General features: G+C 51.0%; 22 protein-coding genes. 12 read left to right on the forward strand and 10 right to left on the reverse strand.

The features are described 5' to 3' along the window. Positions 1-239: 239 nt before the first annotated feature. From DXT88_RS06345 to DXT88_RS06360, 4 genes are all read right to left on the reverse strand, one after another. Complete coding sequence (locus tag DXT88_RS06345; protein ID WP_265212040.1) at positions 240-581, reverse strand: hypothetical protein; 342 nt, start codon at positions 579-581, stop codon at positions 240-242. A gap of 633 nt (positions 582-1,214) precedes the next feature. Further along, positions 1,215-2,114 carry a TAXI family TRAP transporter solute-binding subunit gene (locus DXT88_RS06350; RefSeq protein WP_265212041.1) on the reverse strand — a complete coding sequence of 300 codons (900 nt, stop codon included), beginning with the start codon at positions 2,112-2,114 and terminating at the stop codon, positions 1,215-1,217. Between the two features lie 63 nt (positions 2,115-2,177). Beyond that, on the reverse strand, positions 2,178-3,407 hold the full coding sequence (locus DXT88_RS06355) for an LVIVD repeat-containing protein (protein WP_265212042.1): 1,230 nt from the start codon (positions 3,405-3,407) through the stop codon (positions 2,178-2,180). A gap of 5 nt (positions 3,408-3,412) precedes the next feature. Further along, entirely contained in the window at positions 3,413-5,071 is a 1,659-nt protein-coding gene (locus DXT88_RS06360; protein WP_265212043.1) for an FAD-dependent oxidoreductase, read from the reverse strand. 1,497 nt (positions 5,072-6,568) lie between these two features. Here DXT88_RS06360 and DXT88_RS06365 point away from each other — a divergent pair. The 5 genes from DXT88_RS06365 (at position 6,569) to DXT88_RS06385 (ending at position 12,890) form a co-directional block, all read left to right on the forward strand. Beyond that, positions 6,569-7,711 carry a porin gene (locus tag DXT88_RS06365; RefSeq protein ID WP_265212044.1) on the forward strand — a complete coding sequence of 381 codons (1,143 nt, stop codon included), beginning with the start codon at positions 6,569-6,571 and terminating at the stop codon, positions 7,709-7,711. A gap of 100 nt (positions 7,712-7,811) precedes the next feature. Further along, on the forward strand, positions 7,812-9,104 hold the full coding sequence (locus DXT88_RS06370; RefSeq protein WP_265212045.1) for a cation:dicarboxylate symporter family transporter: 1,293 nt from the start codon (positions 7,812-7,814) through the stop codon (positions 9,102-9,104). Positions 9,105-9,182: 78 nt separating this feature from the next. Further along, the gene (locus DXT88_RS06375; RefSeq protein ID WP_265212046.1) at positions 9,183-9,596 is read left to right on the forward strand and encodes a hypothetical protein; all 414 of its coding nucleotides are present in this window, start codon (positions 9,183-9,185) and stop codon (positions 9,594-9,596) included. Between the two features lie 346 nt (positions 9,597-9,942). Continuing rightward, the gene (locus tag DXT88_RS06380) at positions 9,943-11,085 is read left to right on the forward strand and encodes a porin (RefSeq protein WP_265212047.1); all 1,143 of its coding nucleotides are present in this window, start codon (positions 9,943-9,945) and stop codon (positions 11,083-11,085) included. A 257-nt stretch (positions 11,086-11,342) separates the two neighbouring features. Next, a complete protein-coding gene (locus tag DXT88_RS06385) occupies positions 11,343-12,890 on the forward strand; it encodes a methyl-accepting chemotaxis protein (RefSeq protein ID WP_265212048.1) in 1,548 nt (515 codons plus the stop codon). Positions 12,891-13,007: 117 nt separating this feature from the next. On the opposite strand, the gene DXT88_RS06390 is transcribed toward DXT88_RS06385, so the two are convergent. Beyond that, positions 13,008-13,988 (reverse strand): LysR family transcriptional regulator, encoded by a 981-nt coding sequence (locus DXT88_RS06390; RefSeq protein WP_321161103.1) that lies wholly within the window; start codon positions 13,986-13,988, stop codon positions 13,008-13,010. A gap of 258 nt (positions 13,989-14,246) precedes the next feature. Here DXT88_RS06390 and DXT88_RS06395 point away from each other — a divergent pair, with 258 nt between their 5' ends. From DXT88_RS06395 to DXT88_RS06405, 3 genes are all read left to right on the forward strand, one after another. Further along, on the forward strand, positions 14,247-15,167 hold the full coding sequence (locus tag DXT88_RS06395; protein ID WP_265212049.1) for an amidohydrolase family protein: 921 nt from the start codon (positions 14,247-14,249) through the stop codon (positions 15,165-15,167). Between the two features lie 177 nt (positions 15,168-15,344). Beyond that, positions 15,345-16,262: a dihydrodipicolinate synthase family protein gene (locus DXT88_RS06400; protein WP_265212050.1), complete on the forward strand. Its 918-nt coding sequence runs from the start codon at positions 15,345-15,347 to the stop codon at positions 16,260-16,262. Between the two features lie 172 nt (positions 16,263-16,434). After that, the gene (locus DXT88_RS06405; RefSeq protein WP_265212051.1) at positions 16,435-16,848 is read left to right on the forward strand and encodes a heme-binding protein; all 414 of its coding nucleotides are present in this window, start codon (positions 16,435-16,437) and stop codon (positions 16,846-16,848) included. A 191-nt stretch (positions 16,849-17,039) separates the two neighbouring features. On the opposite strand, the gene DXT88_RS06410 is transcribed toward DXT88_RS06405, so the two are convergent. From DXT88_RS06410 to DXT88_RS06425, 4 genes are all read right to left on the reverse strand, one after another. Continuing rightward, positions 17,040-17,501 carry a MarR family winged helix-turn-helix transcriptional regulator gene (locus DXT88_RS06410; protein WP_265212052.1) on the reverse strand — a complete coding sequence of 154 codons (462 nt, stop codon included), beginning with the start codon at positions 17,499-17,501 and terminating at the stop codon, positions 17,040-17,042. Between the two features lie 186 nt (positions 17,502-17,687). Further along, complete coding sequence (locus DXT88_RS06415; protein WP_265212053.1) at positions 17,688-18,236, reverse strand: nuclear transport factor 2 family protein; 549 nt, start codon at positions 18,234-18,236, stop codon at positions 17,688-17,690. Between the two features lie 100 nt (positions 18,237-18,336). Continuing rightward, positions 18,337-18,801, reverse strand: a complete 465-nt coding sequence (locus DXT88_RS06420; protein WP_265212054.1) for a MarR family winged helix-turn-helix transcriptional regulator — start codon at positions 18,799-18,801, stop codon at positions 18,337-18,339. A gap of 73 nt (positions 18,802-18,874) precedes the next feature. Further along, positions 18,875-19,813 (reverse strand): alpha/beta fold hydrolase, encoded by a 939-nt coding sequence (locus tag DXT88_RS06425; RefSeq protein WP_265212055.1) that lies wholly within the window; start codon positions 19,811-19,813, stop codon positions 18,875-18,877. Here DXT88_RS06425 and DXT88_RS06430 point away from each other — a divergent pair. Both DXT88_RS06430 and DXT88_RS06435 read left to right on the forward strand, forming a co-directional pair. Next, on the forward strand, positions 19,775-20,692 hold the full coding sequence (locus DXT88_RS06430) for an alpha/beta hydrolase (protein ID WP_265212056.1): 918 nt from the start codon (positions 19,775-19,777) through the stop codon (positions 20,690-20,692). The two genes, DXT88_RS06425 and DXT88_RS06430, sit on opposite strands and share 39 nt — an antisense overlap. 32 nt (positions 20,693-20,724) lie before the next feature. Continuing rightward, entirely contained in the window at positions 20,725-21,126 is a 402-nt protein-coding gene (locus DXT88_RS06435; protein WP_265212057.1) for a tautomerase family protein, read from the forward strand. A 189-nt stretch (positions 21,127-21,315) separates the two neighbouring features. Here the strand turns inward: DXT88_RS06435 and DXT88_RS06440 are convergent, their stop codons facing one another. After that, positions 21,316-21,771 (reverse strand): winged helix-turn-helix transcriptional regulator, encoded by a 456-nt coding sequence (locus DXT88_RS06440; protein WP_265212058.1) that lies wholly within the window; start codon positions 21,769-21,771, stop codon positions 21,316-21,318. Positions 21,772-21,895: 124 nt separating this feature from the next. On the opposite strand from DXT88_RS06440, the gene DXT88_RS06445 reads away from it, so the two are divergent. Both DXT88_RS06445 and DXT88_RS06450 read left to right on the forward strand, forming a co-directional pair. Next, positions 21,896-22,615 (forward strand): hypothetical protein, encoded by a 720-nt coding sequence (locus DXT88_RS06445; RefSeq protein WP_265212059.1) that lies wholly within the window; start codon positions 21,896-21,898, stop codon positions 22,613-22,615. A gap of 241 nt (positions 22,616-22,856) precedes the next feature. Beyond that, positions 22,857-23,789 carry a LysR family transcriptional regulator gene (locus DXT88_RS06450; RefSeq protein WP_265212060.1) on the forward strand — a complete coding sequence of 311 codons (933 nt, stop codon included), beginning with the start codon at positions 22,857-22,859 and terminating at the stop codon, positions 23,787-23,789. Positions 23,790-23,905: the final 116 nt, after the last annotated feature.

Raw genomic sequence — 23,905 nt, forward strand, 5'->3', positions numbered from 1 at the left:
CATATAACTCTGAAAAGTTTCATCGACTGCATTTTTTTGATACATCTACATCGCCGTCTGTTCAAAAGTCCGCTGTTCCAGGAGAGCGAAGAAGTTGCTCATAACGTATACGCAAATGATCTCCAATCAACTTCTCTTCCTCAAAAGAACTCCGTAATGTTCGCCAAGTCGCAGTGGATTTAGGACTGCAAGTGCCTAAGGGGCCGCATTCATCGAAATTGCCGTACCTCGTGAAAAAACTACTGATATCCCGTGCGGCGGTCTCGCGATACTGGTGTTATGGGTTGATGGCCCATGCCAATATCAACCGTAATTTCTTTCGGATGTGTACGCACTGCTTTTTTTCTTAAAAATGCTTCGTCGAACTTGTTTCTGCGGGCGATCTCTTCATGAAGTGAGATCATCTCCACGCGCCTGACTTTTTCGGAATATATGTGCTGAGGAAGCTCATTATTCTGATGTTCAAATTCGTTTCTTCTCTTTTTAAAGATGTCTTTAAAGGCGAAGAAAAACACAACGCCTGTGCTGAACCAAATAAGTACGACGATCAATCCAAAATAGTGATCTAGAAAAGCCGTCACAACTCATTCCTTATATACGGGTACCTTTATGTCGTGTATTGAGACCTGGGATAGATTCATATCTCTTGATTGAACCGTCTGTTTCGATAAGCGCAATTGCTTGATCTACTAACGATTCTGTCGCAGTGGCCATTATTCTTCGACTAGGGAGTCGATCAGTTTTTCAATCATAGTTTCCGGTCGTGACGTGACACATTGACAAACCCTAGCTCTGCATTTTTCTTGATATCGAAGCACCGAGTCTTCAGTAGAACGGTTTAATTTCGAAACCTTCGTGTATTGTAGATATTAGAGTTTAATTCTGCAACCATTTGTGACGTTTTAATGGCACGGTGCTGGTCATTGGTTTGCATGCTCGGATGGACTCTGTGTTTAGGAGCGGCGCCATCGCCGGAACCGAAGTTCCGATGGTGGAGTACCTGCACGACAAGCCCCGTTGACGCATTTTTTCGTATAGCGTCCTCGCATTGGCGATGAGAAAAAATGGAGCTTATTTGTGCATAGTTGGATCTTTATTCCGTCAAGAAGAACTCTCCGTGTGCAAACACTACGTATCTGTTATTAAATTTGGACGTGCGAATACCGGCTGCATCCTTGGAAGGGGATGTAGCCGGTCAATTGAAGAAAAATCGTTTAAGCGATTTTGATGAGGCCGATATCCTTCAGAAAGAGTTGGACGCCAGGGTGAATATGGTCGAAGCTGGGGGCTGCAATCAGGGTATTTTGTGGTCGTGTCTCTGCCCCCTGTTCCACGAGTTGCGTTAGCTTGGCGTGACCGCGGTCGAGCGCCTTCGCAAAGCGATAAGCGACTTCGTCATCCAGACTTGTCCTACTAAGAATGTAGCTCCACGATCCTACCGCCAGAATCGGTTCAGATTGACCGGGATAGGAATTGGCGGGGACGGTAATGGGTGTCAAGAAGCTGTGCTTCGTGCGAATTTGCTTGATTTCGTCAGCTGTGAGACCGATCAATCGGCCGCCGGCCGTGGTAATTGCGGTGAAGCCAGGCCAGCCAATTCCCGCACCCCATTGTGCAGCCACGCTGCCTTCAGCGACCTTGACCGGGCCGTCTCCAGCTTTGTCGAGATAGACGGGCTGAAAATCTGTTTCGCGGTCCAGGCCAAGGCCATCCATTACATACTTGCCGAGCAGGGTAATGCCGGAGGCACGGGTTCCCCATGAGATCGGCTTACCGACCAGGTCCCGTACGGATTTCGCTGGACTGTCAGACCTGACGGCGAACATCCCTGGGCTGGAGTAGATTGCAGCAATGATCTTCAGTTTCGATGCTGGTCGGCCGATGCCAACAAAGGCCTCATAGGCGGGCTCACCTGCGACGAGTGCCATGTCGAGCTCGTCCGCTTCCAGTAGGCGAATATTTTCTGCGCTTCCCGCAGTATTTCGTGTTTGTACGAGTAGCGATGAATCGGTTTCGTTGATGGCGGCTGCCGCTGAGTCTCCGTACAGAGGGAAGCCTCCACCTGGCGTCGCCGTTCCCAGTACAATTTTTGTCGGTGAAAGTTTGATGTTCATATTGGTTTAGTAGAAAATTTCAATTGATAAGCGACGCACGCCACTCGCTGGAGAGCTAGCTTGCTAGCCTTCATATTGCAAAATGTGCAGGCCGGCATTCGGGTCCGTCAGGTAAATCAATCCTTCGTTGTCCACAAAAAGGTCACCCGATTGCACCACTGCGGGCGCGTTCGGCCGAGAGTCAATCATGCGTGCAGGTGGTGGCGGTACGTAGTGCGCCACTTCTGTTGGCTGGAATGGATCGCCAAGATCGTATACTCGTACTCCCGCATTGAGGTAGGACGCGAAGATGATCTCGGAACTTTGAAACGATCCAGGTCGATTCTCGTGTAAGTTGTGCGGACCGAATTTCCCGCCCTTGGCACAATAGTCAACCTCTCGAGGGACCGGCAGCGTCGCAATCGGCACCGGCGTCTCAGGTCGTCGGATATCCATTACCCAAATCCGAGGAATCCCATTGGCGCAATTCACCGTCGTTGCCTCATCCGCGACTACCAGCAGATTTCGATCAGGAAGGGGAAGTACGGTATGGGTTCCGCCGGTGAACGGCGGGGATAAATTCAGATGACTGACCATAGACGGCTTGCTCAGATCACTGATGTCGTGGATGGTAATGCCGCCGTCACGCCATGCGCCGTAGGCAATGTCGCCGGCAACGATTGCATGGTGAGCGGCGTAGCGACGTCCCTTTGGCAAGTCAGACTGCTCGCCACCCGCACTCCACTGACCAGGCAGCCACCATCTACTCACAATCTCCGGCCGCTCAGGGACCGAAAGATCGATCACTGCCATGACGTGATCGGTGTAGCCCTGCTCGTGAACTGCTACATACGCGTATCGACCACCGGTCCACCAGATGCGGTTCACGCCAAGACCTGGAATGTCAAGGAACGCAATTTCTCGAGGCGCCGATGGTACGCTGATGTCGTAGATTCGGACGCCGGCAGCGAAGGCAAGTTCGCTGTCTTTAAACGAGGTCGTTAGCGTACTGGCGAAATACTTACTCTGGTCCTGAAACTGAGCCAGAGTCCAGATACTTGGACCGTTGATTGCGAGAAGCAGGTTATCAGCGACTTGCAAGTGATGTGAGCGCGTATTCTTCGGCATTGGCACGAATGCCACTGCTTCCGGTTTTCGTGGGTCTCTGACGTCCAGCACGCTGAAGCCGTCACTGAACATGTGACCAACGTAGGCGTAACCTTTATGCACGATGACTTGCACACCATCAGGTCGTCCACCTTGGTCACTGTATGAGACAAGCGAAATGTTTTTCGCGGAGTCCGCTTTCGTCATAGTGCTCAAACCTCCGCAGCCTTACGCACACGTGCTACACCACGGATGAGCTCCACCAGTTGCTCAGCGTCGTCCGGCACCGAATTGCCACGCCAGGCGACATATTGATCCGGGCGCACCAGTGTTAGGCCCGTCTCATACTGACCATCTGCCTCCGAAGGCTTCAGATCAAGAACTTTGATCGGGACGTTGCGCTTGTGTGCTGCCTGAACCAGCGGGCCGATGCTGATCGTCGGATCGATCCGAACGAGGGTGTAGTAGGGACCCAGTTCGTCATAGAGCGAACGTCGGCCTTCTAACCACACATGGGGGGCCCGGCAACCAGGGACAGTCGATGGTTGGTATTCGTGCATCGAATATGCCGGATGGTCCGCGCCGTCATATGCAATGATTGGAGAGCCAGAGTAGAAGTAGCCGTAGTTGAGGCCAGCTGAGCACTGCTGTTGAAGTTCAAGTTCATGTGACTGCTCGCCGACACGTTTGCGAGATGCCTCGCCGGCAGGGCTATCCTCTTCGATATCTTCAGGCACGTTACGGCGCTGGTGCATGACTGCGACAGCCATTTCGGTGATGATGTTGGAGATCTGCTCGGTGATCGGCTTGCGCTCGGCTTCATAGGCGTCCAGGATGCCGGCATCAGCCCAGCCTTGCAGCGATGCTGCCAACATCCACGCCAGATCGGCTGCGTCCGCGATACCCGCATTCATGCCATAGCCGGCGGCAGGGATCCAAAGGTGACAGGCGTCGCCAGCGATGAAGACTCGGCCATCGCGCATCTTATCGGCCACCATGCGCCGTCCCACCCAGTTTTCCTGCGAGATGATTTCATACTCGAAGTCGGGACCCACGCCGAGGAGCTGGCGGATCGCCCAGTCACGATCAATGTCGTCGTAATCCTCGTTGTTGTAGAGGAAGTTGTGAACGTTCCAGCGTTCCTTGCCATCGATTGCAATGATGGTGCCACAGCGGCGCGGATTAAGGGCGTAGTACATCCACGCTGGATTCGATCCGATCAACTCCAGCAGTTTTGGCGCGCGAATGAAACTCGACTGCACTTTCTGAATTTGCGGGGTACCAATGAACGTGGCGCCAATCATCGTGCGGATGATAGAGCGGCCACCGTCGCAGCCCACGAGGTATGCGCCGGAAATTTCCTTGATCTCGCCGGAGTCCAGGTCGCGAACCCGGGCGACCACGCGATGCTTTTCCTGAACGTATTCAGTGAACTCGTGCCGGTTCAGGATCGTAATACGTGATTGTTTCGATGCGTGTTCGAAGATGACAGGCTCGAAAAATATCTGGTTCGCACGATGCGAAGGTTCGGGAGTGGGCCACCAGCTATCAGGGGACGGGACACCTTCCTTTCTGCCGTTACGAGACGGCAGGACCAAGCGAGACAGCGGGATGCCCGTGACGCTTGTCGTCGAGAGCACATCGGTGCTGTGGTCCGAAGGAAGGCCTACTTCGCGAATCTTCTTGGCGATACCAAGCCGTCTGTACACTTCCATAGAGCGCGACGAAATAGAGTTGCACTTGACCGCAGGAGCTTCTCCGGGGGCGCGCGTCTCGACCACTACCACTTCGATGCCCCGCGATGCCAGATCCATTGCCAGCGTAAGACCCACCGGACCAGCGCCGATCACGATTACTTTCGATTCAGTCATATTTTTGATTGCTTTCAGTCATGTTTGTGATTGCTTTGAGTTCTATGCAAAATTGGACCGGCTATCCATTAAGCCGCGGAGTGTCTCCTGAATATCCAATGTGCAGAAGAATCGTACTGAGCGACACCGGAGGGCGGAAGCTGCATATTCATTTACCCCTATCGGAAAGGCCGATGGGCTTCTTTGGTGGCGGGAGGGCTGTAGCCGGGTAGGCGAGATATTGCGAATTGCGAGTGGATAATTCAAAAATGCGTTCGGCCGAAGCCTAAAGGTGCGGGAATGACACTCGTAGTCGAGATCGTGCAGCGGTGCTTGGCAAAGTTCTCCTAGCGCGCGGCGGACGCATCCTCGCAGGGTTACTGCATGAACAAAACAGTACACGTCCTTGTTGGTCGACCTTGAGGTCGGGGTGTACAGCTTGCGAGCTCAGGTGTTGCCAGTGGGGTTCGCGCTGGGGGAGCGCGCCGTCCGATGCGGACTTTTTTGTGAGTATGGCGGCAGTGAGTTTTTGCACGCCCTACCTGCCAGTTACTTGAACGGATGGGAGTTATCGCGCCTTCCTATAGGGGTAACTGAATTTCCAGCTTCTTTAGTTGAAGCTTGTCCCGCTACCATCGAAACTATTCCATGCGGAGAGTGATTGATCCACATAGCTCAGAAGATCTGAGAGTCAACCGAGCCGGCACCTTCTCTTCCCTTGTTCATCCTAATAAGCTTGGCACCAATCGTACCTCCCGATAGGTTGCTGTTCATGCGACTGCATGGTACGGCACCATTTTGGGTGGGGAGGCTTCGTGAATCCTTTACCGTATCAGAGAAAAGTTTCCGTGCGACACAACATGAGCCTGAGCCGCATTACTAAGGCGCTAAAGATGCGATATTTGCGTGGGGTCGGCGTGATTCTTCCTGGATTGCTGAATTGCTTTCTTACTTGCGTCGCGGGAGCCTTTGCCAACGTTGCGTTTGAGCGTTGGAGTCAAAGCTCTTGGGATCTGCTGACGCGGCGAATTCTCGTGGGATATTTGGGTGCCGTCGGCGTCGTCATTTTAGTCTTGCCCTGGATTCATCAATTCTGGATGGCTCGTCGGCGAGCTCGTCAGCAGAACTAGTTATGTGTGGCAATGAATCAGCATTTCAGGGAAAGGCAGCAAGGAAATCTGCCTGTTGAAGCCGAATGCTTGCAGTAGGAGCTATAGGGAAAACAGATAGGGCTGGTCGAAATTCCAGCTTCCTGTCAATTTCGGTTACGCATATCATTTTTTCATCAAAAAGCCGTTAAAGAGGGATCGGTTCTAAGTTTTCAGAACTCCAGGCTGTATTTTCGCCATCCCTTTGCCTACCCTCTATAGTTCGCCTTAGGTGGGCTCGCGACAGGGGCGGCTTTGCAATCAACCAGAGTACTGCCTAAGTTAAAACAATAGAGGCAGACATCTGTGAAAAAAATATCAAAACGTGGAGACCACACAAATGCTTCGACAGACTTGTATTGCATGTAGCTTGCTCGTTTCCCAGGCCGCGCTCGCGCAAAGCAGCGTGACACTCTGGGGTTTTCTTGACGACGGCCTTGCCTATGTTAATCACTCGGCCCCCACGGGGACTGTGGTGGGCCAAAAAATCTATCGGGTTGCAAGCTCAAGCGAGTCGCGATGGGGCTTAAACGGTCGGGAAGACCTTGGCGGCGGCACGCAGGCGCTCTTGCAGCTCGAATCCGGCTTCAACATCAATAACGGCGGACTAAGCCAAGGTGGTCGACTATTTGGCCGGCAATCTATTCTAGGTCTTCAAAATCCTCGCTTCGGTAAGCTGGTACTGGGTCGTGACTACGACTTCGGCGCCGAGTATGTCGGGGCGCTGGCGTCTTCCAAGCAATGGGCAGGGGGCGTCGGCTCGCACGTAGGTGACTCGGATAACCTCTATAACTCGTTTCGACTGAACAACACTGTTAAGTACTCGACACCGGACATCGCTGGATTAATACTCGGTGGGGGCTACGCCTTCAGCGAACAAGCATCAGGTGGCACCGGTACAGGCTTCACCAATGACCGTGCCTATACGTTTGGTGCTCGCTATCAAAACGGCCCTTGGATTGCGGCGGCGGCTTACCTCCAAGTGGATCAGCCGGCAGCGGGGAACACTGGGGGCAGCAACCCGACTGGTGCCGTGTCCGGCGACTATGTGAATCTCCGGAATATCTTTTATGGCCCCGTGGCCAAGCAACAGGTCGCTACAGCAGGCGCAAACTATACGCAGGGGGCTTTCACGACAGGGTTCATCTCCAGCTGGGTGAGACTTAACTACGGCGACCGCACAGCTCTGAGGCTGATGAACTATGAGCTTAATGGTCGCTACAAATTTGCCCCTCAATGGCAGGCGAGCGTCGCATTCATTTATACAGACGGACAAGGTGAGGGAGGCAACAGCCTAGGGAAGTTCGCGGTCGGTAATCGGCCAAAATGGGAGCAGATCAACCTCGGAGTTGAATACACCTTGTCAAACCGTACTAGTTTGTACGGAATTACTGTCTGGCAAAAAGCGCTTGGCGATGCCACACAAGCTGCTATTTACAATGCCGGTGGCCTCTCGGGGTCAGCTGATCGTAGCCAACTTTACACTACGATAGGAATGCGCACTAAATTCTAGCAACTCACGCCAGTCACTGGCGAAGCCCCGAAGTGAGCGTATAAAAATTTCTACAGATCACTTCGGGGCAGAGAAATATTAAAAAAGGATGGAGATACACATGTCAGAACCTGTAGCAAAAAGACCGTCCCGCTGGTATCGCGGGCGTACGTTTCAAGTTTTCGTTGCGGTGCTCTTAGGTCTTATCGTTGGTCATTACTTTCCGGACATTGGAAAAGATCTGAAGCCCCTGGCAGATGTTTTCGTGCGTCTGATCAAGATGGTCATTGGGCCCATCGTCTTTATCATGATTGTCACAGGAATTTCAAGCGCGGGCGATCTACGTCAAACGGGCCGGTTGGGCTTTCTTGCGCTGATTTATTTCGAGATTGTCACTACAGTGGCCCTCGCGCTGGGTATGGTGGTCGCTAACTTTGCAAAACCTGGTGTTGGCGTCGCCATCGGAGACATAGCAAATGCGGCACTTCCTGCCGCTGCAAAGGTGGCTCCGAAGCCATGGGTCGAGACAGTACTGGCAATTTTCCCAGACAATGCAATTAAGGCATTTGCGAATGGGGACCTTGTTCAGATCATTGTGTTCTCAATCTTCTTTGGCTGCGCGCTGTCGTTGCTAGGGCCGCGTGGAAAACCTGTCGAAGAATTCTTCGAGAAGATCTGCGAGGTGTTGTTCGGCGTGATCAAGATCGTGATGAAATATGCTCCCATTGCGGCTTTTGGTGCGATCTCGTTCGCCGTAGGAAAATATGGTGCCAGCTCGTTGATCGTGCTTGGCCAACTGGTCATCTACGTGTACCTGACAATGGCCTTCTTTGTCTTCGTGGTATTGGGTTTGATTGCACGCTTCAACGGGTTGAGTTTGTGGCGTCTGTTGAAGTATTGCAAAGACGAAATCTTCCTCGTTCTCGGAACCGTACCAAGCGAAAGCGTACTGCCTACGCTGATGGCGAAGCTTGAAGCGCTGGGATGCTCCAAGCGCTCTGTGAGGCTCGTCATGCCGACCGGCTATTCATTCAACCAGGATGGCGCCGCAATCTATCTTTCGATGAGCGTTCTCTTTATCGCGCAGGTCTATGGCATCGAACTTGGAATGGCAGAGCAAATCGGGATCCTATTAGTTTTGATGCTCACATCCAAAGGATCCGCTGGTGTCACAGGTAGTGCCTTTGTCGTACTTGCATCGACTGTGGCCTCGACACACGTCGTACCAATTGAAGGTGTGGCGCTACTTCTCGGCATCGAGCCATTCATGTCCATTGGTCGAGCAACCCTTACTGCGATCGGCAACATAGTAGCGACAGTGGTCGTGAGTAAGGCGGCGGGAGAGTTTGATTCGGACATCGCACTGGAGCGATACAAGAAGCATTTTTCGGATGCGTCAATGGTCAGAATTTGACCGTCCTAACAGATGTGGCTCGGCTCTCTTCCTAGTGAGTCGAGTCAAGCTAACAATGATTTCTTTTTTAGGGATTTTATGAACAAGTCAAACACCAACGCGAAGATCGGCGCGGTCCTCTATATCATCTGGGCGCTCTTGCATGTCATGGCGGCAAATTCGGTCTACATGATGGGGCGATCCTTGGAGCCGTCTATGCTGCAAGGGCGAATTTTCCAGTCTGCCTGGAATCTTCTGTTCTTTTCGATCACCGGGATCGCCATCGCTATCACATTGAATTGGAAAAACAATGTGTGGGGATACTGGATCAACTTCGCCGTTGTTGGAGTGGCTGATGTTGGCTTCATCCTCTTCGTTCTCGTCCCGGGCTACATGCCCGTTTGGCCGGGAATTCTCGGTCCGTTGTTCTGGGTCCTCGCGATGTTTTTCTCGACAATAGCGTTACTGGCGCGAGGCCAGGACGTGACAAATGGCAAGCTGGGATCCGTATAAGCGATCGCAGGACGTCAGTGTCTAGTTGTACAAGTCTTACGGAAAAATACAACTTAAGCTGTCGTTTCCCTAGATTTTTTTTGTGAGAGAAAGTCGTGAAGGGAGGTACTGCACAACATGCTGATGAAATTTAGATTTGAGTTGTATCAGGTAGTGTAAGTCCCGGCGAGCTCGTCGCCTCAGTTTCAATGAAATAACCCGAATGCAAACCTGACGCACTCGCACTGGTTCAGAGCCAGTGTGTTGGTTTTGCTCGGCCGTACGAAACGTTGAAATCCCCAAAAGAGGTGATTCAACTCGAGCTGTTTTTACCGCTTGATAAATAAAACTATATACGGAGGAGACCATGAAAAAGATGAAATTGGCTGCGATCGGATGCGCTTTCATAACAAGCGCTTTCTGCATGCAAGCTCAAGCACAGAATGTGACGATCTATGGAGTCTTGGATACAGGGATCGAGTACATCAACAACGCGGCGGCCAAAAAGGCTTCTGTCGTGCGGATACCCATCAATACGGGGACGGCGCCATCGAGATGGGGGTTGACGGGGAAAGAGCCGTTGGGTGACTCGTGGCAGGCGCTGTTTACTTTAGAGAGCGGATTGGATGTCGGGACAGGCATCATGAAACAAGGGGGAAGATTATTTGGCCGCCAGGCATTTGTTGGAATTGAAGGGCCTTACGGAACCGTGACCCTTGGTCGGCAGTACTCAATGCTGCTGCAAGAGTTCAGTCAGTTTAGCTGGGTCGGATCCAATATCCATGGGTTCGGATCTCTGGATCCGTGGATTCCGAATTCACGTTCAGATAACACCGTGGCCTACAAGCACAGCATTGGTGCCTTGAACACCGGCTTGAGTTATTCATTCGGGCGAGACAATTCGCCACCTGGAGGCTTCAATACGCCCGGCGAAGGTACTTGTGCCGGCGAACTGCCAGGAAACGCTTCTGCTTGCCGAGAGTGGTCGGCCATGCTGAGCTTCACCGGAGACCCGTGGGGCGTTGGCATTGCTTATGACAGCCAATATGGTGGCCCCGGATCTGCTGTGAATATGTTCAATGGCGTGGCGCCGCTCACTTTCACATCAAACTCAAATCGGGATAATCGTCTGTTGACGAACCTCTACTACAAAACTGGCGCTCTCAAGATGTCGGCGCTCTGGGAACATCGATACGTCTCGCCCCAAACGCTGTCCGGGGCTTCAATTACTTCCAATCAAATGACGTTGGAGGCGCTGTATCAATTCACTGCTGCACTCTCAGTTCAAGGCTTGGTTCAGAGGATTATCAATTCTCAACAAAATACCCGGGCCACCATGGAGATGGTCAACGTTACTTATTTTTTGTCCAAGCGTACGGCCCTGTATGCGAATTTAGCGTTTCTGCAGAACAGTGCCAATGCCGCTTATTCAATCAGCCTCGGAGGAACGACGCCGGACAAAGGGACGAACCAGGTGGGCACCATGATTGGCATTCGGCATAGCTTCTAACGAGGTGGAAGTTTAGACACCAGACGGTTGTTCATCACCGACGAAGTTCGGGGGTATGAACACCGTCTACTGAAGGATGAAGAAATGCAGGCCTCAAAGGGTAGGACCGTGCCGATCTCCAATGCGCATAGTGAAGTACTTAGAGAATCGGCGTGAAGAGATCAGGCTGGACTAAGAGCGCATTGTTGCCAGGAGACGGCAGTATAAGTACGCGGTGTATAGATTCGAAAGGTAATAAATATGAAAGCGAGAAGATCGTGAAGAATTGGAAAGTAGTCACGCGGCTTGCGGTGCTTGCGGGAATTCTGTGCACGCTACTCATTGGGATCGGAACCTTCGGACTTTGGGGAATGCAAAGAGCGGAAGGGGGTATGAAGTCAATCTACGACGATCACATGCAACCTGCGCTTGTGTTAGGCGGGATCGGCGACCGCTTACTGAGTGCGCGTCTCTCTCTGACAATTGCGGTGCACACAAGAGAAGTGACTACACAGAATGCGCAAATCAGTTCCATCGAGGCGAATCTAGCAGATGTCGACAAGACATGGAAAGCCTATACGCAGCGTAGGGGAGATATGGAGGAGGCACGTTTGATTAAAGCCTTTTCAGACGCAAAACAAAAATTCATCAGCGCCGGCTTGCGAGCGACGTTGGAAGAGATCCAGAAGAATAACGCTGAGAATGCCAGGCGTCTCCTTGTCGAGTCCGCAGGACCATTGTTTTTGCCAGTGAGACAGAGTAATCAAGCGCTCCAAAAATATCATATTCAGGAAGCTCAAAAAACTTTCATTGAGGCACAAGAACGGAACGCCAGGTTACGGCAATATTTTCTCTCGGCCATCGTCGGGGGCGTATTCTTTGCCATCATTTTTGGAACTTGGGTTGTGCAATCTCTTAGTCGACAACTCGGAGCGGAGCCGTCGGAAGCGGCCGAATTTGCGAGGCGGGTGGCCAGCGGCGATCTAAGCGTGCCGATCGTACTGAAGATGAATGACAATACTAGCCTGATGGCGCAGCTTAGAAGCATGCAAGACAGCCTGGCTAGTGTCGTGAAGGGTGTTCGACAAGGAGCAGAAACGGTAGCCACCGCCAGCGAGGAAATTGCCCTCGGAAATCTCGACCTTAGCCAGCGAACGGAGGAGCAAGCCAGTGCGCTTGAGCAAACGTCTGCATCGATGGAAGAGTTGGGGGTGATTGTTCACAATAATTCCGACAACGCACACCATGCCAATGAGCTTGCTGTAACTGCATCGCAAGTTGCCACTGCGGGAGGCGAGGTCGTGGGGAAAGTTGTACAGACCATGAATGGGATCAATGATAGTTCTAAGCAGATCGCTAACATTATTGGAGTTATTGATGGTCTGGCATTTCAAACCAATATTCTGGCATTGAATGCCGCAGTGGAAGCTGCTCGGGCGGGAGAGCAGGGGCGTGGTTTTGCCGTCGTCGCGAGTGAGGTTCGCAATCTTGCCCAGCGCAGTGCTCAAGCAGCAAAGGAAATCAAGGAGCTGATTTCCAACAGTGTGCAACGGGTGGACCAAGGTATGGAGCTAGTTGGACATGCAGGGGCGGCAATGCAAGAGATTGTCGATGTCATTGCGGATCTTTCAAGCATCGTGAACGAAATCAGCGCTGCCGGTGCGGAGCAGAGTTTAGGCGTTGCTCAGATTAGCAAGGCTGTCAATCAAATGGATGAGGTTACTCAGCAAAATGCAGCGCTCGTTGAAGAAAGTGCAGCCGCTGCCGAGCAGTTGAAAGTACAAGCCCAGGGGCTTGTGCAAGCCGTAGCCGTTTTTAAGTTGTAAATTGTTTGGGCTTTCGCCGAGTCGGGGGACGAGTCGGCTAATCTCACTTCGATCAATTGTGGGTTCGTGACTAGTTAAACAACCTGCAGCGCTTAAGTCGCCCTCGGTTGCCAGTCTTTAATGTCCACGTCCGTCAACGGAATTTGTTTCCGGTCCCATTGTTTTGGCCAGGGTCCTAAGGTGCTCGACGAAGCGCTCTACCACGGGGCTTAGCATGCGTCTCTTTAGTGTAATGAGGGAGATCGGGGGCGGCGTCATGTGAACATCCTCCATATCTAGCGCTTTAAGTGACCATTGAGTGGAATTGCCCGACAACAGGGAAAGAGGCATCACGGAGATGTAGCGTCCTGTAGACAGGAGTTGATTACGGAGAAGGATAGACGCCGCGTTGACGCTCACATTTAAATTGAGCTCTCTTTTCTCGAATTCTGCTTTTACAAACTTTTCAATAATAGAAGACGGCGGCATGATCCACGGCTCATCGGCGAGATCCTTCAGGGCGATGTTAGTTCGCTGCGCCCAGGGACTGCTTGTCCCTGCAACGATGTAATGCGGATCTTCGAACAAGACCTCCACATTGAGATCGTCATCTGAAAAATTTCTTGGAGTGCGGGCAAGTACAAGGTCAACAGTACGTTCCTGCAACTCGCGATTTTCTAACGTAGTGGTGTCTTGTTGGACAACGCTAAAAACTACGTGTGGATATTGTTGGGAAAATTGACCGATCGCGTTTGGCAGGAAATTTGCCGACAAAAATTCTGCGCAAGCGATACGAATCTCGCCAACTTCTGGATTGGCAAGAAATTCAATGTCGTTGACGCCCTGCATCAACTCATCAAAGATCACCTGGCCTCGTTTGAGAAGCGCATCTGCGTAGATTGTGGATTCAACGCCTTGCGCATGACGATCCAGGAGCCGCACACCCAACGCTCCTTCCAGGCTTGCTATGGCCTCTGATACGGCCGGCTGAGACATGCCGAGGTGAGATGCGGTCTTTGCCATGCTTCCCCAACGAACGACAGCAGAGAGTATGTATATATCGCGCAGCTTCAATCGTCTGCCTATTCGATTCATCCAGTCTGCGGGTGTACGTGTCATCGGAAATGCCAATAAGGTTAAAGGTAATAGCTGCTTCTCGCTATTGGTTGCAAGTTATATCATTTTTTGAGTGGGACGCAAAGGTTGAGATTGTGATTCCACGGAGCAGAAATGTGCTTGTTAGTTTTTGATGCCGTTAGTTGGATATCTGGTGAGGAATATCAAGTTCGTCACGCGAGAGGATCTTACGCGGCATCGCTTTTTCAGAAAATATAAGGAGGTGGGCAGAAAGCCACTTTCCCGCACAGGAGATTCTTAATGCCGCCTTCCTCTGAATCGCATCACGCAGATTCAATCGTCAACGGTGCGCCGCTATGTGCTGCTCCTTTATCCAGCCTGATCACTCCTCGCGTCATCTTGCCGCCTAACGCGTGCGATAGCCACTTTCATATTTTCGGCCCTGAGAAGCGCTATCCCTATAGCCGCGGCCGAATCTATACGCCACCGGACTGCCTCTTGACGGACTATTTGGCCCTTCACAAGAGCCTGGGATTGACACGATGCGTGCTAATTCAGCCGAGCGTCTATGGCTCCGACAACACTGCGCTACTGGATGGCCTCAAGACACTTGATGGTGCCGGCCGTGGTGTCGTCGTTTTGAACGGACGGGAGTCTGCGAGCGAGCTGCGCGATATGGATGCCCTTGGGGTTAGAGGGGTGCGAGTTAATCTCGTGGATGTCAAGGCACCAAGCGCAGATATGCCAATTGAGTCATTGCTTCGTATGCAAGATCGTGTTGCTTCCTTAGGCTGGCATTTAGAGCTGCTTGTGCATGTGGATAACTACCCGAATCTCGATGAGGCACTTGATCCACTCGAAGTGCAGGTTGTGTTTGGTCACATGGGATATCTGTCGCGAGGCGTGAGCCCCGATCATCCAGGCATGAAAGCGATGTTGGCACTTCTTCAGGCTGGTCGTGCTTGGGCCAAGATTACAGGCCCTTATCGTATTGGCACGGAGGGGCCGCCTTACGACACGGCTGGACATATCGCGAACTGGCTTGCACAAACCAGCATGGATCGGTTGGTCTGGGGTAGTGACTGGCCCCATGTCATGGTGAAGGGCCACATGCCTCACGACACGGACCTTCTCAATGCCGTGGCTGAGTGGATTCCCGGCGAAGGTCCGCAGCGAGCCCTCTTTTCGGACAATCCTGCTCAGCTCTATGGATGGATCTGACGAATTTCTTTGAGGCTGTCATCAATTCAGGCGCAGAAGCATGAGGCCCTGTTCTTGATGTTCTTAAGGCTCATTTCATTTTTCTCTTTTCTTTGACCTATTGTCGACGGCTAAAGCTTTGGCTGTCGACAGTAAGGGCAGCGGAAATTCTATCAAGCAACTTATTGGAGTCAAGAAATGTCAAAATTGTGTGGAGGGGTATGGGTCCCCGCAGCAACCCCTTTTGCGGTTGATGGTCAGGTCGACCAGTCGCTGTTTCTTAAGCATTGTCAGTACCTGATTGATGAGGGTGCTGACGGCTTAGCTATTCTTGGAACGACGAGTGAAGCTAACTCACTCAGTGTTTCGGAGCGCCTCGATCAGCTCAATCTGCTACTCGCAAACGGTATTCGTCCGGACCAGCTGATGCCGGGCACTGGTTCTTCAGCGATTACTGATGCCGTTCAACTGACGAAGGCGTCAGTAGATGCTGGCTGTGCAGGTGTCTTGGTGCTGCCGCCGTTCTACTTCAAACCTGTCAGCGATGATGCCTTGTTTGCATATTTCAGCGAACTGATTGAGCGTGTGGGCAATGCAAATCTGCGGGTATATCTTTACCATATTCCACCGATTGCTCAAATTGGCTTTAGCTTGTCTTTAATTGCACGTTTGTTAAAGACGTATGGCCCGGTTATCGCAGGTCTTAAGGATAGTTCAGGAGACTTCAACAATACGCTCGCTGTCATCAAAGAGTTTCCTTCTATGGGTGTTTTCCCAGGATCCGAGGCTTTCCTGTTGGATGGTCTGCGCGCCGGCGGCGTCGGCTGCATCACGGCGACCGGGAATATCAACGTTCGTGAAATCAAGAATGTATATTCGAACTGGACCACTGCATCGGCAGATGCACTGCAAGAAGCTATTACTCGTCGTCGGAAAATTGCACAGTCCTATCCGTTAATTCCTGCTGTCAAGGCGGTATTGGCCCATCGCTACAATGAGTCAACTTGGCGTCGCACGCGAGTGCCATTGCTGCGACTCGACAAAGCACTTGAGGACAAGCTCATTCAGGAGCTGGTGCTAGATGGTTACGAGATTCCCGCTGCGAAGGTGTCGTAGCTTCGTCAGAATCAGGTCGTACGCGGGCGGTGGGTGAGAACATCGTCAGTAACGTGGTTTTTCACTCCCAGATTGAGGTGTTTCCGTTTGGTGGGACCACGTGAGGTTTCTTAAAAAGGGGCGTCGTTTAAGCCCCTTAGACATTTTAACTTTTATGTAAGAGGGTAGATTCATGAAAACCAAACCGGTACTCGAGATCGACGACGTCGAATTGATTCTCGCCGGCGCCCGGCGTGAGGCGGAGGAAAACGGATGGGTCGTATCCATCGCAGTTGTGGACGACGGCGGTCATTTACTTGGCCTTACTCGTCTCGACGGTGCCGCGGCACTTACTGCCTACATGGCGAGTGAGAAGGGGCGTACGGCAGCATTGGGCCGTAAGGAAACGAAGGTGTATGAGGATATGATCAATCAGGGGCGTTATGCCTTTTTGAGCGCACCCCTCAGCGCTACACTTGAAGGTGGTGTGCCCATTGTTCTGGGTGACCAGGTTGTCGGTGCCGTCGGTGTATCGGGCGTTAAGTCGGATCAAGATGCTCAGATTGCTAAGGCAGGTATTGTCCGTCTTGGCACCGAAGTTGGTTAAACGGAGACCTGATTAGAGGGGCTTCCGAGTAGGCGCCTCTACATTAAACCAATTGGTCGCATGATCAATAAGGCTCGGAAAAAAATCTTCCGAGCACTCCTTTGAACCGGGTAACAGCACCGCTTGTTCGAGACCGAACTGAATCATACAAGCTTTAAAATTCCAACACGCACAGATCTTTCTCCCTTTGACTAGTTGAAGGGGGAAAAGTCTTTATTGGGTTCTCGCAACTTAGCGTAGGCGCTGTCGACAATTGAACCCAGCTCAGTGGATAGACCTGTGCCAAGTTGCCGATCAACTTCATCTTGCGCCAATCGCCAATTCGGCCAAGCTTCTTCCAGCTTCCTCTGACCCAATGCGGTTAGTACCAACGCAAGAGAACGTCTTTCGGCATATCTATTCTTCGGTAGATCGACGGTCGTCACCCACCCTCGGACAATCAAGGGTTTAAGGGTACGACTGAGTGTACTGCGACTCATCCCTATATCGATCGCCAATTCAAGATTCGTCACCTGCCCCAAGCGCCCTATACTACTAATCAGCGAATACTGCGTAATGGTCAGTTTATTCGGAAGCAAGTAATGGTTGTAGATCGTCGTTATCTTCCGCGTGAGACGGCGCAATTCCGAACAAGAGCAGATGTCATAACTCATATGATTCTCAGGTCGTAAAGCAGATCAGATTTGTGTTTGCTTGAGGCATGCTCTTCAATCAGGACTTCAGGTTCTATTGAGTTCTTCAAGACTTCGTCAAGAGAAAAGCCACAACGAAATAAACAATAGAGAAATCCCTGGCCTATTAGCTAGACGCAGGGATTTTTGTCGCTATCGATAAAGTTCTTACTCCAGAATTAGTTTTGGATACTTTCGTGGTTGATGACCTTCCAGGACGTCACGTCCGCGGGCAGTATCAGCGTAGATACGGCCGTAGATGATTTTTCCATTCTTGATTCGGAACAGGAAGAGATGCTCGTTCTCCATCGAATAGCCTGTCTTGGTCTTCGCACGGGCAACTACTGGAACCAGAAGGTAGTCTCCAGAAGCTAGTACTGCACGAGCGTCATAGTTGAAGTATTCATACTCTTTGTAGACATGTTTCCAAAAGGCGAGGAACTCCTTCTTTCCGGAGTACGTACCGCCGTAGGGAAGCGAGTCGGAGAACTCGAATACCACATTGTCATCAAGCGCGGCGATCATGTCCCCCCGGTCGTTCTTGTCAAAACCAGTAAGTCCTTTGCGGACTGCTTCGATTAACTCGGGTGACACGGTGGTAGTTACGGTTGTCTGCACCATGCTTATTGCGTCCTTATCTGCAGCAACGGATAGGTGGGAATAGCCCGCAAATGTCATTGCCAATACAATGGTTGCCCCAAAAATGCTTTTGCTCATGATTTAATCTCCTCAGTATTTACGCTTATATGCGCGTATTTGCAAAAAAGCCATCCACAAATTGTTGGATTTGTGGTGACTGCTATGAGCGGTTCTGTGCTTACGCTTCGTCAGCCCAAGGTTCAAAGCCGCTATCTAACACCGAGCGTGCTGCAGTGCGCAAGGTCTTTGCTTCCTTTGCACCATATGCACGCTCGAATTTCTCTTGTACTGCCTCCCAAAGTGGAAAGGCTTCTTGGTAACCCAGCATGCCTTTCGGCGTCAATTTCACGTCTTTCGTACGGCCGTCAGTTGACGACGGCACGATTTTTACCAATCCATCACGCTCGATCGGCTTGAGATTGGCCGAGATTGTGGTGCGGTCCATTGCCATTGCGGTCGCCAGTTCGCCGATTGACATGGTGCCTTCTTTAGCGAGCCGGTACAAAATGGAAAACTGTGTAATCCGAAGTCCGACGTCCGACAGCGCCTGATCGTATAGCGCGGTTAAGTAGCGCGAGGCCTGTCGTAGCGCAAGACAATTACAGCGACCGTCTATGTTTTCAATTTTTACCGAAATTGTCATGCCATCTATTGTTTAGGATTGAGATCTCCCTAGTGTACGATGATATGCACGTAATTTCCAATCCCTGTTCGTTTTATGACACTGTTTGTAAAAACACCGTAATCAAACGTGCCGTCGTCCTTGGTTGCTCAAGGTGCGGCCAATGGCCGGAGTTCGGGATGAAACGCAATTGTGCTGATGGGAAACGCTGCGTATGAATCTTGCGTACCATCTCAGGAGCTATCACGGGGTCCTCTTCGGCGCCGATTATCAGGATGGGAGACTCACACGTCGTTGTCGAAAAACCTGCTGAATCACCACCCGTGAAGGCGTCGTAATAGCCGCGCGCAGCCTCTTTTCCCATCAGTACATTCGTCGTTGTTGAATTTCGAAGATCATCTGCACTGAGGTTTTTTGAGAACGCCTGACGTATTCCTTCTTGTGCGGGCGCATCGCCACCGCTCTCACGCAACATCGACCGAACAGCGTCCGGTAAATTGTTACCTTCTAGGGGGGTGGGGGTAAGCAATATCAATGCAGACACTTTGTTTTTTAGTCGTGCGGTCACCAATTCTGCAATCTGCGCTCCCATGCTGTGGCCAATGAGGATCACTGGCGTACCGTCTTCTCCAACATGGTCAACGATGTCTTTCGTAGCTCGATCAAGTGTATATGGTCCAAGATCAGACCGTCTTGCTCCGGCGCCTGGCAGGTCTGGAGCAGTACATTTATATCCGGCTGTAGTGAGTATGCTCATCAGGGGTTTCCAGAGTGAGGCGTTATCAAGGAAGCCGTGAATGAACACGAGGCGATGGTCGGTGACACTCGAAATTTTATCGCGCGACATGATGTGATCTCCTTTATTTTTTGGCTTGCTAACTGCTCTTGGTATGGATAATATGAGCATATGCGCGTAATGTCCAGAAAAAAGAGTTGAATATTTTTTTGTTGTTACAAATACGTTGATATCAACATTATTTACTGAAGAGAAGATATGGTTACTCGACACGATATTGAATTCCTTGGAGAGCAAGACGTCCTCTTGCGCGGTTGGCTATTTATTCCGGAGGGTACTGGATCTCACCCTGCGATCTCCATGTGTCATGGATATGCAGCAGTGAAAGAGCATGCACTCGAGAAATTTGCACAATCTTTTGCTGAGGAAGGTTTTGTCGTGCTGGTACACGATCATCGGAATTTTGGTGCCAGCGATGGAACCCCCAGGCACGACATCGATCCGTGGATGCAGATCGCCGACTGGCGCCGCGCCATCACCTTTCTCGAATCAAGGCCGGAGGTTGACGCCGCTCAGATTGGCATCTGGGGTTCTAGCTACAGCGGTGGCCATTCACTAGTGTTGGCTGCCACAGATCCAAGGGTGAAATGCGTGGTCTCACAAGTGCCAACCATAAGCGGTTTTGAGCAAGGCCGCCGCCGCATATCCCCTGACAATTTGCCGGGCTATCTTGACCATCTCATGGATGACATGCGTCGTAGTCATAAAGGACAACCGCTGACTATGCAAGCGATCGTCAGTGAAGACACCCAGGTCACGGCAGCGTATCGATCTAAAGAAGCCAGCGAATTTTACTTAAGAGATATCGGCGCGGCCGATTGGTCCAACACAGTGACGTTGCGATCAAGCTTTGCCGCGCGATTGTATGAGCCAGGCACCTGGATCAGCAGAATTTCGCCCCGTCCGCTGCTGATGATCGTGGCGACCGATGATCGAGTCACCATGACAGATCTTGAGCTTCGCGCTTACGAAGAGGCGTTAGAGCCGAAACGGCTGGTCACTATCGCTGGGAATCATTTTTCCCCTTATGACGCCGCATTTTCCGTTGCTAGCACCGCGGCGATCGATTGGTTCAGATTGCATTTGTCCGTGCCGCAGACCCATCCCGCCATTTGAACCGGCGGTTGTTAAATAAAAGGAGATTTTATATGCCAGTTTTTCACGCCCACATCCCTAAAGGCCGCTTTGGAAAAGAGCAAAAGAAAGCCATCGGTAATGCGCTTAATCAGTCCCTAATCCAGGGGTTGGGTATCCCACCAGGTGATCGCTTCATCATCATTAGTGAACATGCCGAAGATGAGTTGTTTATCGATCCTACTTTCATGGGTATGGAGAGATCGGAGAACGCAATGATCATCAACGTGCTTATCGGCATGCATCGCCCCTTGAGCGATAAGCGTACGCTGATGGCGGCAATTACCCGTCTTCTCGAGGAGTCCGTCGGTATCTCTCCTGACGACGTATTTATCGCGATGGTGCCGGTGCCGAATGAGAATTTTTCGTTCGGCAAGGGTATTCCGCAGCTCGCCGAGATTACGCCGAAATGGTGAAATGCGGGATGAAAGAAAAAGAAGATATATCTTTCATCGAGCGGGAATTGATAGCAGTTACGCTCTGATTCGCATTTGCAAAACGGCTATGCTGGAGAGGGATTGTATCGACGCTGCAGTCACTTCGTGACATGGTCGATACACCCGGCTCCATACGTAGGACATAACGCACTTAAATACAGTCGCCAATCACGACGTCTTCTTTTGTTTCAGGCGGAAATCGCTCGGTCCTAGGATTTTTCCGCTCTGAGTGGTCAGACGCAGTCTGGCGAGCGGTTGTTCATTGACTGTATCTACCATGACGTATCCCACTTCCCTTGGTTCGAAACAGTTCTCTTCTCCCCATTGCCAGAGAGCGACGAGAACCACCCCGAGTTGCTCGCCCTTGGGCGTCAATATGTAAAGATGACTTAATGCAGACTCGCTATCTGGTTCGATGCGAAGTATCCCTTCGTCAACGAGTTTCTTCAGTCGGACCGACAGAATATTCTTAGCAAGACCGAGACTTTTCTGAAATTCTCCGAAACGCCTCTGTCCGCGGAAAGCATTGCGGATGATGAGAAGCGTCCACCATTCGCCTACAACTTGGAGTGTTCGAGCAATTCCACAATCTGTTTCGCTCATGTCGGCTTTCTTGCCTTTCATTTCATTCTCCGTCGGACTTAATTGATATTGGTTGCAAAGATAAACCATTGCGCCTATTATGTCGAAAGGTTTTAAAATTAAACCATTCGCCGGAAACGTTCGGCTTTGATATGGAGAAATGCAGATGAGTAATTTATTGGAGCTGGCTATTACGGCTCATGGTGGCTGGGATCGGTGGCAAGCGGTGAAAAAACTGACTGCTCGGGTGGCAATCGGCGGCGGATTGTGGCATCTCAAAGGGTGGCCAGGCGTTCTTGCGGACTCCAGCGTTTCGATTGATCCACATCGGCAGCACGCCGAATACTCTCCCTTCACCGAAGTTGGGAGGCGTAGTATTTTCGAGACGGAACGAGTAGCAGTTGTTGACGTCAATGGTGCGACTGTCGAAGAGCGCACGTCGCCTAGGGAGGCATTCAATGGGCACACATTAACAACACCTTGGGACATGCATCATCTGAATTACTTCAGCGGGTATGCAATGTGGACTTACCTGACGACACCATTTCTGTTTCAGTTTCCAGGATTTCAATCTGAAGAAATTGCGCCGTGGAACGAGGATGGAGATACCTGGCGTCGCCTGAAAGTGATTTTCCCGCAGGACGTACATAGCCACTCAACCGAGCAAACGTTCTATTTTGACGCTACAGGTATTCTTCGTCGACATGACTACAGCGTCGACATTATGGGTGGAACCTCTAGCGCAAATTATGCTACTGAACCTAAGGAATTCGGCGGAATTATTTTCCCGACCAAGCGTCGAGTGTATGCAATCGGCCAAGACAACAAGCCACTTCTGGACCGCGTGGCTGTATCAATTGATTTTCTTAATATCGACGTCGTCTGAAGTGCAAGTTTGCCAGGCATCTTAGATGTCTGGCGTAGTTGTTTAAGGTAGTGTCGAGATCGGGGTTGGGCATTCTCAATCTGTACTCAAGATATTCACGCGTGCGACACCGGAACATTTTCATTTGTAATTGAGGTTTTATCTGTCACAGTCAAATTTACATTCAATGTGACGTGTGATGATGGGCGATGCTCGGAAGAGTCTGTGCTAAAACCGGAAACCTTATAGAAAAAGAGGATCCATGGACAGAATACAAGCAATGCGCATCTTCGTGAAGATAGTGGAGCAAGGAAGCTTCCAGCGTGCAGCGACTCTACTGCATCATTCAACAGCAGTAATCAGCAGGCATATTGCAGATCTCGAACATCAACTTGGTGTGCGCTTACTCAATCGCACGACACGCAAGCTCTCCCTCACCGAGGCAGGTCAAATTTATTACGTCAGGGTTCAACGTATCTTGTCCGACATAGAGGATGCTGAGTCACTCACATCTTCATCTGCAAAAGAACCTGGCGGGAAGTTTCGCCTCTATTCCCAACTGGGATTTGGTCAATTCTGTCTTCCTGAAATCTTATCCCGCTATGCGCATCTTCATCCAAAGACTACTTTGGAGGTGACTGTGTCCGATCGCAATATCAATTTAATTGAAGAGGGGTACGATGTAGGCATCTATAGCGGCATACAAAAGATCAATGGAAGCATGATTGGTCGCCAGCTGGCAATAACCGAAATTGTTTTTTGTGCCTCACCGATCTATTTGGAGGCCCACGGCATGCCAGAGCGGCCATCGGATCTGGGGCGCCATGACTGCCTCTGCTTCTCTTTCGAAAATCTCGACAAGAAATGGCCTGTTCTCGGGTACCAAGAAGAGCATCTTGTACCGATACAAAGCAAATTTGTGTTAAACAATCTGGAATTGCTCCGCCATTACGCTCGGAAAGGTATGGGTATTATTCTGAGTCCTTCCTATTCACTGGAAGAGGATCTGCGAAATGGTAGCTTGGTGTGCGTCCTACCAAAGTATCACGCAAGGAAAATTCCACTCATACTGGCCTATCCAAATCGCAAACTACTTTCAACTGCCGTAAGAAATTTTGTCGATTTTATGGCGAGAACATTCCCGTATCCAGAGATTGATCACTGGATAGACTTGGCTTCGCTGAAGGCCTCCTAAGAAGGTATTCATCGTCAGATATTCAGTCTCAAATCATCTTTCTGGCCAACCCGAAGTATCTCTTCCAAACCAGTTGAAAGCCTAATAACCCGATAAAGTGCCAGTACTATCGCGCC

The organism is Herbaspirillum lusitanum (assembly GCF_026127345.1).
GTDB lineage: Bacteria > Pseudomonadota > Gammaproteobacteria > Burkholderiales > Burkholderiaceae_D > Herbaspirillum > Herbaspirillum lusitanum.